Origin of the sequence: Vibrio sp. Sgm 5 (assembly GCF_026241575.1) — a bacterium.
GTDB lineage: Bacteria > Pseudomonadota > Gammaproteobacteria > Enterobacterales > Vibrionaceae > Vibrio > Vibrio jasicida.
In genome coordinates this window covers 1-14,400 of record NZ_JAPHPY010000082.1, presented here as the reverse complement: position 1 = coordinate 14,400, position 14,400 = coordinate 1, and the positions used below count along the sequence as shown (strand labels likewise).

At 42.4% G+C, this 14,400-nt stretch carries 5 protein-coding genes; 2 read left to right on the top strand and 3 right to left on the bottom strand.

The features are described 5' to 3' along the window. The first annotated feature begins 175 nt into the window (after positions 1–175). Positions 176–2,221, top strand: coding sequence for a response regulator (locus OQJ86_RS24980; protein WP_265991845.1), 2,046 nt, complete (start codon positions 176–178; stop codon positions 2,219–2,221). 99 nt (positions 2,222–2,320) lie between these two features. Here the strand turns inward: OQJ86_RS24980 and cqsA are convergent, their stop codons facing one another. The 3 genes from cqsA to OQJ86_RS24965 all read right to left on the bottom strand — a co-directional run bounded on the left by cqsA (position 2,321) and on the right by OQJ86_RS24965 (position 6,149). Then, entirely contained in the window at positions 2,321–3,622 is a 1,302-nt protein-coding gene (cqsA, locus tag OQJ86_RS24975; protein ID WP_080869741.1) for an alpha-hydroxyketone-type quorum-sensing autoinducer synthase, read from the bottom strand. 296 nt (positions 3,623–3,918) lie between these two features. Continuing rightward, on the bottom strand, positions 3,919–4,863 hold the full coding sequence (gene ylqF / locus OQJ86_RS24970) for a ribosome biogenesis GTPase YlqF (protein WP_265991842.1): 945 nt from the start codon (positions 4,861–4,863) through the stop codon (positions 3,919–3,921). 320 nt (positions 4,864–5,183) lie between these two features. Then, positions 5,184–6,149 carry a peptidoglycan DD-metalloendopeptidase family protein gene (locus tag OQJ86_RS24965; protein WP_265991840.1) on the bottom strand — a complete coding sequence of 322 codons (966 nt, stop codon included), beginning with the start codon at positions 6,147–6,149 and terminating at the stop codon, positions 5,184–5,186. Positions 6,150–6,440: 291 nt separating this feature from the next. On the opposite strand from OQJ86_RS24965, the gene OQJ86_RS24960 reads away from it, so the two are divergent. After that, a partial coding sequence (locus OQJ86_RS24960) for an Ig-like domain-containing protein (protein WP_265991838.1) occupies positions 6,441–14,400 on the top strand: 7,960 nt, incomplete at its 3' end.

The window sequence follows — 14,400 nt, the reverse complement described above, 5'->3', positions numbered from 1 at the left end:
GTTCTCTCTTGGTTGAAAGATCTGATCGCAGAACCAGCTTTTAGTTCACTTCTATTTTTTTATCCCGAGTTCAGGTTCCTTAAGTAATATATAATTGAAGGGCAAATAGAATGAAAACAAAGCAAACCATAAAATTAGTCAACAACGTTAAGGCTTAGTTAATAAAGTATTCAATATGGACGCGATTCGCAAAGTTTATCAGTACGCAGAACCAAACCTAACGCTAGTAGGATGGATGGGCTTTGTTGGATTCCCAATCTATTACGTGGTGTGGGAGTTTATGTTCCCGCAACCCTATGAAAATCTACCGCTACGTTTACTGTGTTCCGTTTTGTTCTTCGGCATCATTGCTCGTAATCGTATGCCTTTTCAATGGCGCCGATATTTACCTGCTTACTACCAAGTTGCGGTCACACTTTGTTTACCTTGCTTCTTTTTCTACATGTTGTTGATGAATAATTGGTCCAACGTGTGGGTCATGTCCTTTATGTCGGCGATATTTCTGCATATTTTGTTGGTACATATTACGCGAGTAATGTTTGCTCAAACATTTGCCGGGATTGGACTAGCGACGTTTTTTGCTTGGGTTGCTCAAGGTTTCCATTTAGAACTCACGATGGATTGGACTCACGTGCCAATCTTTTTGTTTATTTACCTGTTTGGCAACTTGTTTTACTTCCGTAATCAGGTCGAGCACGAAGCAAAGGTTTCTTTGGCTAAGTCTTTTGGGGCTGGTATCGCCCATGAAATGCGCAACCCTCTTAGCGGCTTACTAACGTCGATTGATGTTATTCAATCCGTGCTGCCCAACCCTAAACAGGGGAGGAAAGAGCAATATGTTTTAAATGATGAAGATGTGACACTGTTACGGGAAGTGAGCGATGACGCAATGAACATCATTCACTCTGGAAACGAGACGATTGATTTGTTGCTTACCTCGATTGATGAAAATCGTGTCTCTCGCTCAACATTCAAGAAACACTCGGCACAAACTGTCGTGGAGAGTGCTATCGAGAGCTTCAGCTATAAACGTTCGACAGACCGTTTTGCTATCTCTTTGGATGTAAGAAGTGAATTTGATTTCTTAGGTAGTGATACGTTGTTGAAGTATGTGATGTACAACCTATTCAAGAATGCCTTTCATCATCGCAGTTCCGAAGATTTTCATATTCACGTCACCATGTACAGTGATGAGGTCGTGAACCAAATTGTTGTTACGGATAACGGTTCAGGTATTCCGAGCGAGGTGATTCGCAGCATCTTCAGAGATTTTTACACGACCGGTAAATCAGGTAATTATGGATTAGGATTGCCATTTTGTAAGAAGGTGATGCGTTCATTCGGCGGCGACATCAAGTGCCAATCAGAAGTTGGTGAATGGTCTCAGTTCACCATGACGTTTCCACTGATTACCTCAAACTCGGTTAAAGAAATTAAAAATGAGCTGACCAAGCTGAAGACCGTTTTAATGGTTACGGAACAAAATATATTGGTTGCAAAAGTTACTGATATTGCGCGCTTTATGGGGTTTGAATTGACCGTTTTGGATATTGCGTCAGCCCTCAAGAAGAAAGAATATGAGTTCGAGTTTGACCTTATTTTTGTTGATATGGAAAGCTTGGATTCTAGAGGAAGTCACCTCGATAAAATTGAGTCTTTGCTATCGTTCACAGAAGCTCGTATCGTCTATTTGTTTGAGCACCATCCAATAGAACGAGTTCGTAATGTGAGTTTTGACGCGATTTGGGTCGAAACTCAAGCGTGGCTCTTGAACACCAAAGCCACTATTGACCGTTTGCTCTATGATGCGAGCTATGTTGTCACAGCACTGCCAGTGCGCCCTTTAGACGCGACAAATAAGCGCACGATAATGGTAGTTGATGACAATGAATCTTTACGAAAATTCACCGCAATGTTGTTAGAAAAGCAAGGTTTTGATGTTATTCAAAAAGAAGATGGACAACAGGCTTTAGATGCGTTGGATACTGATAGCATCGACCTTATCTTGATGGACATTGAGATGCCAGTAATGGATGGCGTAGAGGCGTCACGACGTATTCGTGGGGCAAATAAAGCGTATTCGGCTGTACCTATTATTGCACATACTGGTGATAGTTCTCCGGTAACATTAGATAAGATTGGTTCTTCTGGGATGTCTGATTTTATTGTTAAGCCCGCAGATAAGAACCGACTCTTCGATAAGATTGCAAACTGGATCTAACTGAAATCAATAACGAGTAGAGCTCAGCAACACGCTGAGCTCTTTTATTTTAGCGGCAATATACAAGCTTCCATTCAAAAGGGCCGTTGTCTTTTCTTATTATACGAACTCTAATTCTGGATGGTTAAACGCCTCCTGGCATACCGTAAGCACGTGGTCGATGTCTCGTGGTGTCATATCGGCGTTGATCGAGAAACGTATGATGTTTTTGTTCTTTCCTGTTGCAGGGCGACAGAATACTGCGCCAAAAACATCACGGTCTTCGAGAAAGTCACGCACACGTTCAGTATTTCGTTCGCTACCGCACTCTAAGGCAACAATTTGAGATTCGCTCCGAATATTAAACCCAATCTGTTTTAATCCAGTTCTGAGCTCTTTGGCGCGCTGAAAAAGGTCTTTACGTTTATGATCGGACCCTTTAATGACGTCCAACGTTTTCTCTAAGCGAATCACTTCTTGAGGCAATACCGTCGAGCTAAAAATCGCTGGATAAGCAACAAAAGGAAGTGTTTTCGCGAGTTTTTCTGGGCCGAGAATCGCTCCTGCTCGATAAGCAAAGGTTTTTGCCAGACTGACAGTAATGAAATCGACTTTATCAGTGAGTTCCAGCGCTTTTACCAAGCCAGAGCCATTAGGCCCGTGTGTTCCTAATGAGTGGGATTCATCCACCACTAAAGCACAATCAAACTCACGCGCCATTTCGTAGATGTCGTGGAGTGGGGCGATCGTACCAATCGTGCTATAGACCGAATCTACCACGATTACGCCTGAGCCATGACGCTGGATCTGCTTACGCAAGTGGCTCATGTTGTTGTGCATGAATGGATGCGCTTGCGCTCCTGCTGCCCGAATACCTTCCCACAATGACATATGCGCAAAGAAGTCGATATAGACCGGTGTTTCAGGCGGACAAATGGTCTGCAGCAAACCAATGTTAGCAGCCCATCCCGATTGGGAAAGTAAACAACTGCCCATACCAACATAGTCGGCTAACAATGCTTCGAAAGCAGGCTTGGAGGACTCGTCTTGTAAGAAGATTGCTGACATCACCACGTTATCGTCGTGTTCAACGATCGCATCCCGATGTGCTTTCTGGATTTGTTCGTTATGAGACAACGCTAGGTAGTCATTACTTTGCATTATTACCGCGTTACTTTTTGGACGTTTACCAAGAACCAAGTGCTTTTGGTTCTCGTTTTGTTCAATCAAATCTTGAAGGTAAAAATCCAGGCGTTCCTCAACAAAAGAAGGAAGTGGTTTCGTTTTCGATTTATCACTCATAATAAGTTCTCTTCGTAATACAGAAAAACGCCAGCGCTGACAGCTATATAGTTTGACGAATATGAATGAACTGTCATTAGTCAAGTTGCATAACTTTGCGTGTCCTTGCAAACTCGGCATTTAAGGGTTGGGTGAGGTTTGTAACTCCTTACCATTCGGGGTCTAACTAAGATCGTGCTTGAAAAATAACCGTTAATTTACGTAATAAAAATTAATGATTTTGTTTGATATTTCCTACAAAACTTAACGACGAAAGCAAATTACAAAGAGAGAAAGAGGGGGGCTTTTAGAGGTCTTAGTTCCACAAAATGTGAGAACGAATGTCTGACTTTTACGAAAAGAAGAATATATTTTTGATACAAAAAAGGCGCGATAAATACGCGCCTTCAAAACGATGAGTATTGAACAAGTGTTGGTTAGCGTTTGTTACGAAGGTAACGCTTGCGACGCTCTTCTTTACGCTTGGCTTTTTCTTCTTTTTTACGCGCGGTTTCGATTTCTACTTCGATTAGCTCTTGAGTGATCATTTCTGGAAGCTCTAGAGTGATTTGACCTAGAGTGCCTTGACGCAGCTCGTGAAGAAGGATTTCAGATACTTTGTGAAGGTCTACACGTCCACCCGCACGTAAAGCACCGCGACGACGCCCGATCTCTTCCATTATTTCGATATCAGATTCAGGAAGCTCTTCAATTTGGTAGCGCTCTTTTAGTCGTTCAGGGTAATGAGCGGCTAAGTATTCAACGGTATAGAAGGCGACTTCATCATATTCCATTGCCGTGTCTTTTACTGCGCCAGTTGCTGCCAAACGGAAACCACTGTGTGGGTTTTCTACTTTTGGCCACAGGATCCCCGGAGTGTCAGAAAGAACGATACCATTTTGAAGGTTAATACGTTGCTGACGACGTGTAACCGCCGGTTGGTTGCCTGTTACTGCGATAGTTCGACCCGCCAAAGCATTGATAATGGTCGACTTCCCAACGTTGGGGATACCCATGATCATGGTGCGGATGTTTTTGCCGATTTCTTCGCGATGTGGAGCAAGCTTACGTACTAACTCCATAATTTTTTGGACTTCGGGCTGTTGAGAGGTAGTAATGGCAATCGCTTTTACGTTGTGTTCTTTCTCGAAATGGTCAATCCAAACTTGGGTTAACTCTGGATCCGCGAGATCACGTTTGTTCAGCACTTTTACTACTGGCTTATCTCCCTTGAGCTCCGCGATCATAGGGTTTTCACTACTAAAAGGGATACGAGCATCAAGAACTTCAATAATGACATCTATTTGAGGGATTGCTTCTGCAATCTCTTTTTGGGCTTTATGCATGTGGCCCGGAAACCACTGGATAGAGTTGTTAACCATCTGAAAAATCGCCTTATTGTTTCATGGTTATGCTGGTGGGCTATTCGTCTTATTTACATCACTTATGAAGATGTTAAGGGAGTGGGGCTAATTATCACCACTCGTTACCACTACAGCGAGCATGTGATGATCTTAACACTTTATTGGGGGAGCGGAAATGTTAGAGCAAGAGTGACAGGAAGATATTTAACGACTTAAGCACTGCTGGCGCTCCGATTTGGTCACTTTCGAATCGAAGCTCACAGACAGTGACGAGATTTTAGGTATTCACTAGCCAAGTTCTGTGTTGCGATGAACTGAAAAAAGAAACCAAAACGATATTAAGAGGCGTATTTATGTAACTCTTTAATGAGCTCTACACGCTCTTTTCTTGCCGCCAACATCATTTGCATGTTTACGGGGGGAGCAGGGTTGGTTCTGATTCGACGAGCATAATCAACAGGAACACCATCAACGATCAGCTCTAAATGTAGGTGTGGACCGGTTGTTCTTCCCGTATTACCTGTTCGGCCAATGGTTTGTCCTTTAGTGACATTGTCACCCACACGAACGTCGCTACTAGATAGATGTAGATAACGAGACATTGAGCCGTTGGTGTGACGAATATTAATGTAGTTGCCCGCAAAGCGGTTATACCGTGATTTAACAACAACACCGTCCGCAATACTCTGTATCGGTGTACCAATTGGGACTGCGTAATCGGTGCCCAAGTGTGGGGCAATCAATCCAGTGACTGGGTGTTTTCGTTTTAAATTGAAACCAGAGCTAACTTTGTGCTTTTTTGCTAGTGGAAATGAGTAATATGGCTTGCGAATTAGCTTATTGCCATATTCATCGTATGCGTTGTTGTTGCCATCACTAATAACGAAAAAGTTTCTTTTACTACCGGAATAGTAAAAAGAACTAATGTATTTTTCGTTATAACTATTAGTTCGGGTTTTTATTGAGAATTTATCGCCTTTTCGAACGGAGCCAATAATGTCAAATTCGTTTTCAATTAATTTCAGTAGTGATTTTATTTCTTTTTTAGATAATCCAGCGTTTATCAGAGATGTTACAAACGAGTAATCAATGCGGCCCGTTTTAATGGTCGTGCGACGAAAGTTAGTTTTGTATATTTGGCGAATGTTGCTGTGATTTACTACTTTAGGAACAATAGCTTGAATCTCATTCCTGGGGGAGAGTAATTGATGGGTAACTGACACTCCCGTAACGATCGCGAGCGCAATGATAACAAGGGGTAGAGCAAAGTTTTGCGCATGCTGTCTTAATGTTAAACTTGTCATTAAAATAAAACTGTGCTTAGAGCCGAAAAATTGAGGGGAGTATAATATTTAAAATAAAATCTTACACGCCGTTATAGCTAATTCCTGTGTTTTTACTAATTAAATAACGATAGATGTGAAGTAGCGCTGCTAAAGAGGTTTAAAACTACCTATTTTCTTAGCGTTTATGTTTGATTTTATGGTTATTTTGTCACGTTGAGAAAATCCTAGACAATAATATAATCGCGGCAAAATATACTCTGCCAAATTACTATGTTCACTAAAAATACGCTAAAACCAACGTTAGGTCTCATGGCTGCTTCACTTTTATTGAGTGCATGTGGCGGTGGGGATGGTGGTGACAACACACCGCCAGCTAGGAATACAGGAAGCATCTCAGGTAACGTTTTTGACGCTCCGGTCAATGGCGCCAAGATCGAGGTGTTTGAATACAAGGATGGAAAAGTCGGCAGATTGCTTGCAAGCACGACTTCTGATGCCTTTGGTGATTACAAGCTTGAATTTGAATCCTCTTCGATGCCTTTGTATGTCGTCGCGCAGCAAGGTAGCTACACCGATCCTCTCACAAAAGAAATTGTGTCATCGAGTGCGGGCAAGACTTTGCGCCTAGAAGGGGTAGTGAATTTTAGTGAAGGTAGTGATCAGAAATTAATGCTCACACCACTGACTAATATCGTTTCTGGTTTAGCTAAGTATAAGATTTCTGGTGGGGAATCTGGCTCAGATGCGGTGTCTGAAGCCTTAGATAGTATCAATGGGATGTACGGGTTCAATGTCAATGAAACCACTCCAATTGACATAACGAAAGGTGGTCAAAGTAGCTTTGCCACTCCTGGTCACCAATACGGGGCTTTGCTAACAGCATACTCTTCATTTTCTTATGACCTTATTAAAAAATACGAACAGTCAGAAGATAACGTCTATACCTCAATGCATTTTGCTGACATTCAATTTCGTGATGTCATCGCTGATGGTCTTCTAGACGGCTTAGAAGTCAGTGACTCGACAGGTGCAGTGACGCCGCTTACGTTTGGTCAGCAGAGAATTACCAGCGACGTTTACACTCAAGATCTTTCTCAACACGTTTTGATTGTAGTGAACGATCCAGAGCTTAATATCTCAGGTACGGACGCTGATGATTACGTTGCTTTTAGTCAAAAAATTAATGACTTGGGAAGTCATGGTACGACCGATGGTGTTATTCCACCACGCGATGAAACCGAAATCGATACAACACCACCAACCGTAACGCGCACCGATAGTGATGTATTAGCAAGAACAGATAGCGTAGATATCAGACTTAATGACGATATCGGTGTTCAATCTGTTTCTGCTTATGTGGAATACCAATTACATGGTGCTTGGTCAGGCGAATTCAAATGTAACGACCAACAGACTTCTGGCAGTGAGTTTTGTTCGGTAGACGCAAGCGAATTTGAAGTTGGTGTTCGTGAAACAAACATCAAAGTAAGTGTCGATACAAAAGCTATTGATGCCGTTGAGGTTGACTCAGAAACCGGCCTTTCTAACGTGACTGCTGCTCGTTTGGTGTTTTACACGGCAGATGTTTTAGGCAATGAACTTGTTCCTGGTAGCAATTCAGGTCATTACGTTAATTTTGAGTGGGATAATGATGCACCTGTCATTTCTGTTACTTCGGCAAGCGCTATTAACAACGTAGTTAAAGAGTACGTATTAAAAGGTATAGTAAAAGAAACGTCTCAAGACATTAAATCTGTCAGCGTTTCATTTAAAAGCGGGCTACCAGAAGATGTGGCTTGTACTCCTGTAACGGCAGAGTCGGGCAGTGCTTGTGAATTTAGTAAAGCCTATTCGACGGACGAATTCTTATCTACGACTACGTTCGATGTTAAGGCTACTGATACCAAAGACAACGTCGGTGAATACCAGCATGCAGTAAGCCGTGACGATCAAGCCCCTGCTCAGATCATTACATACCCTGAAGGGACATCGATGAACTACGTTAATGTGACCGTCGATGGAGAAAGGTCTACGTACGAAGGGGTTTACACGCAAGATACTTATACATCAGACAATGTACAGTCGAGTAGAGACTACTTGAAGATCGATTATGTCTATGCTGCTTCTGGCCTGAAATCAATTGATGGCGTTGATTTCGCGAACTTTAACGTTAACCTGTTAAAACAGAATAAGATCCCTTACGTACGAGTTCGAGTTTCCGATGTGAACTCTGATACTGTGTTGGGCTCAAGTGCCGACAAGCTTAAACTAGTCGTGAAGTACTACGTAAGCCAAAACAATGACAACAACTACGCATTTCAAAACACAACACAAACCTTGGCCTCGACGGACACTATCACTGCGAGTATTCCTCACGAAACTATTTTAGATAGCGAAGGCAGAGTCGATGAAGTTATTTACTACGTCCCTTTCGTAAAAGAGGTGCTTGGTGATGGTTTTAAAAACGTTTCAGAAAACGCTAGCCAAAAACTGGTGATTCAAACCATCGACGAGTCCGACAACGAAAGTGCGACGCAAGAAGTTTACTTCCGAAGCAGTTTTGACCTACCGACCATGACAGTTGTAACGCCTTTCATTGGGGCACGTGTGCAATTAGAAGGTTTGAACCCAAATGGTGAATTCACCTCTCTAGCAAGTTGTACCACTATTCAGCAGCCAGAAAGTGATCAAACTACCGCGCTTGATGTTGCTTCGTGTGAGACCACGACTGACGTTGTCAATTACGATTTCATGCGAGTACGTTTAATTGGTGTAGAAGGGACGGACCCTCACTACTATCAATGGAAAGACGATGCAGGCGCCAAAGCGAGCGTTAATCTAAACAATGCCAATATCGGCGCATATTTTGAACTTGATGGTTCGAATACGTATTACGTGACCGAGCTTGCCACTTACCAGACAGGTTTGTTTGATTACCGTTGGAATCAGGTAGAAGCTGGTGACAAAACGTCAGAACGCGCCTCGCAAATTCTTACGGATGTGAAATACGCGCTATCTGGCGGTAATGATTCATTCTTCGGATTCGATCCAACCGTAACGGCTTACGCTACAAACGAGATGCTGAAGGAGCCAATTCCTAGCGATCTATCTAACGACTACCTGCATCGTTTTCTTGTTGAAGCAATTGATGACTTAGCTCAGGACACACCTCGTAATAACTCTTCTGACTTCGCTTCCGCTATTTATGACGATCTTAGCTACGATGGTAAAGCAAACGGTATTGGTGATGGTGGGAACCAAATCCAACTAGATGGTTATGTATTTAAATCTGATACCTACCGCAAAGATCTTGCTCAGTCCTACTACAACATCATGACTGAAAAATACGGTATCCCAGATAATATTGCTCAGCTTTATGCCGATGATATTTCTACGGCTAATCCTAAACTTAGCGAAGACAATATCTTTGATAGTGGTGGCGGCAGTATTGATATTTACCCTCCGAAACAAACGTTAACAATCGAGACTGGCCGCGAAACAATGGTTGGCGACAAGCTTTATGTCGCGGGTGAAGTGGTATCTAGAGTAGTGTTAGAAGATCCATCTGGGGTTGTAGAGGAAGGTGACCAAGCCCCGAAATTCCAAAGCATGTGGTATGCAATGGGAGACCCTAATACTGCTATTCCATTGGAACTTAAACCACAAGAATCTGGCGATAGTAACAAATTTAGAAAAGAGTACTTCTTTACCTTAAATACAGAATCAGCAGATCTCACCGATATCATCGAGTTTGCACTGGAGACAGCGGTATTCGATACCAAAGGTAATGGATATACTGAGGCCGAGCCTCTTGTAGAGCGTTTGTATGTGGACAATGACTATCCCGATGCGAGTTACATCCCTCCTATAGGTCCAGATAAAAACCCTATAGGGGAAGATGTTTATCTGAGTATTAAAAATAACATCCACGATCTAACTTTTGAGTTGGAGGATGTGGTTGATGACAAACTCGAGAAACGTAGCTTACTTTTCTATAAGACATCTGGCGAAAGATACCCAGTTTCATATGAGCAGTTTTATACTAACCAAAGCGATCGGTTTGTCGTACGCCTATGCGGTCAGGAAGATTGCTCGACTCAAGGAACAACAATTAACCCAGGAGATGGTGACTGGTTAGCGGTAGTTAGTGCCGAAGATAACTTGGGGAACGCGGTATCAGATGCCGACAATGGGGCCCCAAGGTTTCGTATTTATATCGACTCTGAGTCACCGGTTGTTAATGATGCGGAAATTACAGAGCGATTGGGTGGCAACGATGTTTGGACTCCGGTGATCGATTGGGGTGATCTTAGTCAAGGTAGCAATGTAAAAGTCGAACTAAGGAAAGGCTCAGGTCAATCCCAAACGTTAGAAGCTTGCGATCCTGAAACAAGCGTTTGTGATCAACCATACCTCATTGGCGAGCAGCCGGATGTTAAAGTTCAATTGGTTGCTGAAGCCTTTAATTACGATTCCAAAAATGAATTTTATGTAACGGCAACGGATAAAGCCTATCCAGCAAACGAGAGTAGGAAGGGGACGTTCAGCTTTCAAGTTGATAATAAGGGACCAGTAATTCTACTTTCTACCCCTTGGATTGAAGACGCTTTGAATAAAGAAAACACCGTAGTAGGACGTAAGTTCAATGTGCTTTTTGAATCAGTGACAGATGATTCTGGTATTGAAGAAGTATCCTTGTTCCAGGTAGATAACCCTACAGTGTTAAAAACGTTTAAGCCTGAGAACCCAAGTCAAAAGTTCGAAATGCCACTTTTGGAAGATGAGACTAAGAATATTGACCTGAATGAAGGAAATCGCATCCGTCTCTATGTTAAAGCAAAAGATGTTCATGGTTTTGAAAGTCAATCGAATACAAATAGCGTAGTTTTTGATAATCAAGGCCCAGAATTTAGCTTGATGGGGCACGATGTTAATAGTTATTACAATAGTGATTATGTCTTTGAACTGAGAGCTACAGATTTAGGCCCGAATGGCAACGTTTCTACTGAGGGGGTAGATCGAGAAAACTTAGAGTACTGGATATTTGAAGATGTTGAACCAACTCCGGGTACTCCGGGAACCAAAATAGTTAATGCTGACGCTCTTAAAATCCCTTTAGGTGGGCAAAGTGATGGTGAGCATACAATTAGAGTTAAAGGTTCAGATACTCGTGGCAACTCATCGACAAGTGACTTTTTGGTTAACGTGAGCAGTAAGCTTCCCCAATTGGACCTTACGATTGCTTACGCAGATAGTGGTGAATCAATTGACCGAGTTGTATATAACGAAGGTGACATTAAGCTAACTTTAAAAGTAACCGATGTGAGTGGTGTTAAAGAAATTAAATCTACTTATAAATACTCGGGTGAAAGTAAAGCTACAGACTTTCAGTTTTATAAAGTCGACGGTTCAGAGGACACTTGGGAAGCGACGTTAACCCAGCTGCAACTAGGAACTGATGGGAACTATGAGCTGAGTATTAGTGTTGAAAATAATGTCCAACATAACGGTACTCCACTAGTTAGCAACATTAACCGTACGTTAAGCGTCCAGCGTAATGGTGTAGCTATTGATATTGATGAGCCTATAGATTTTCAGAACTATGTGTCTGACGGGGTGTTAGACGTCAAATTCGTAACTAAAAGTGAAGTAAAAGCAAAAAGCATAGAGTGTTGGGTTCGTCGGGAACACAATGGTGACGATGCCCCCCCTAGTGGAGAAAAGCCTACTTCTGGCGTGAAGAATATTTCTTTGGGGCAAGAGCCTAGTTGTAGCGTTGACTCGGAAAATGTTTCGTATTCACCTGCTGTTTTGATCGTCCAAACTACGGGCACGAATGGGGCCGTAGCAGTGCGGAAGTTTGACTTTAAAATGATGGATGCAGAGGCTCCAAAGACAGTTTCACCTGAAACGGATCAATACGTATTTCAGGGCTATGAGGTGACCTATGACTTAGATGATCCAACTAAGTACCTTGCATTTGACCTTATATTTAAAGATGAGTTGTCAGGAGTAAATATTACCGACAACGCGGATTTCCCTAAGTTAATTAGAATGGCTGGAGGTATTCCGTTTAGTGCTGAGAGTTGTGTTTTGAATGCCAATGGTGAAGCTGTTTGCCGTTACAAAGAAAAGTATGCCGATATTATTCAAAAGACGGCGGTTACGCATGCCTACAAAATTTCCAACATTACTGATAATGCAGGCAACTTAGCAACAGAGCATGAGTTTGAATTCATATTACCAACTGAAAAGCCGGTAGTTGAAATTACAAGCCCTGAAGGTAGTGATGTATTAAATGGTAAAATCCTCAATGTAGACTTTAGAGTTAAGCTTGCCGAATACTCGGACATAGAAAATGTCAGTGTTACCTTTGGTGGCGAGTCCTATGACTTAAAAAATAACGCTGATAACTTCAGAAACTTCACCACTTGTAGTGATGATGACACGTATCGCTGTTCAAGCTTTCATAGTGATGAGTTGGATGCGGGATTAGAAAATAAAGCGTTAACAATCGAGGTTCTGGTCACTGACGTTTGGGAAAACCGTGGGTTAGATTTAGTTGAAGATATTCGATTTGATAATACTGCTCCTGTCATTGGAGATTTGATCACGGTTACTGAGCAACCAGGTGACAAAGTTAGGTTCACTTTTGTCGAGATGAAAGATGACGTCAGTGGTTTAGCTAAGGTTAAGTACACGGTGCGAGCGCTTGACTTTGAAGAAGAAAAAACGAACAAGGAAAACGATAAGGAATACATAACTTATTTCGAGCTATCCAAAGGTGAGCTTTCAGGTCTTGATAAAATTACGGTTGAGGTAATCGCGAAAGATGCGGTGGATAACCAGAGTAGTGAAGACAAGACTATCGATCTGACTGTGCCGACTATTACTCTCTCATTTAATGACATGACTAGCTTGCTGGGAGGCAAGCTAGCATTCACTAAAGAAAGTCAATCGTTCACGATTACGTCTACAGAGGGGGAGCATGTCAAGGCAACTCATTATTCCATTGATATGGTTCCAACTACCGGAGACCCGCTTAACTTCAACGGCAATATTGTGTCGTCAAGCGCGACTGGTACCATGGATTTTGCAATTGATGACCAAGCTGAATACATATACAAAGTGACAGTCACTGACTCAATGGGACGTGCTATTAAAGACTTTACGCTTTTTAATAATACTTATAATGCCGAGGGTATCGCATCAGTTGTTGATTATGAAGACCCTGAAGTGTCGATTGTCGATACCACGCAGGATGACAAAGCGACAGATGATGGCAAATATCAGTTGGATGTAACTGCTCAGGTAACAGACAAAAACTTAAGTTCAGTAACATCAACAGCTGACAACGGCTCAGGTCTAGCAGTAGGGCCACAGTCAATCACGGAGCCTACCAACGATGGCGAACCTTATGTGTTTCACTACTTATTATCGCCAGGAAATTACACGATAAAAGTAATCGCGACTGATGCTGTCGGCAATCAAAAGGATGGACAGACAACTTACGAAGTGGTGGCTGCGACAGTCCCTGAGCTAACAATATCGACGACTGCAAGCACACCTTTGGCTGGTGGCGTCGAAGTCCCGCTTACGTTTACGTTTACAGAAGAAGTCACAGAATTTGATATTTCAGACGTAAAGTTAGATGAGAATAATGGCGGTGAGTTAAAACCTTTATCTTGGAGTACCACTGACAACATAACTTGGACAGTCAGATACATAACACCAGAAAGAGAAAATATAGACATAACCATACGGGTCGATGATGGAAGCTATAAGAGCATCAACAATATCCCCGGAAAAGGGGATAGTTTGATTCTGGGGGTAGAAGGTGTGTTACCTACGCTTACTAAAGTAACGTTTGATCCTCTGCATCAAGAAATCGGAAAGGCAGTAGACGTTAAGCTTGAGTTTGACAAAGAGTTACAAGAAGCGACGGCAACATTAGGTGCGAACAATGTTACTTCGCTAACGGCTGATCCTGCTGATAAGAAAGTTTGGACCGGAACCGTTAATGTCCCAGACGTACCAGAACTCGGTGTTGGCCTAGTGGTGAGTCAATATAAAGACCTAGTAGGTAATGTGGGTGAGGATAATACGTCATATACATTGCCAATCACGCCAATCTTAACCGTTCAAAATATCGGTGATGTTAACGAAGCGGGCGCTGCAAGCGTTGCAGTTAATGGCGATAGCACACGCTTTGAAACTTCTGACGAACTGACCATCAAAGCGGTCGATACGGACAATAAAGAAGTCACGC

Excerpts from the sequence above, each read along its gene's own strand:
- OQJ86_RS24980 (WP_265991845.1), top strand. The coding sequence starts at position 176 with ATGGACGCGATTCGCAAAGTTTATCAGTACGCAGAACCAAACCTAACG.
- ylqF (WP_265991842.1), bottom strand. The coding sequence starts at position 4,863 with ATGGTTAACAACTCTATCCAGTGGTTTCCGGGCCACATGCATAAAGCC.
- OQJ86_RS24965 (WP_265991840.1), bottom strand. The coding sequence starts at position 6,149 with ATGACAAGTTTAACATTAAGACAGCATGCGCAAAACTTTGCTCTACCC.
- cqsA (WP_080869741.1), bottom strand. The coding sequence starts at position 3,622 with ATGCCGAGTTTGCAAGGACACGCAAAGTTATGCAACTTGACTAATGAC.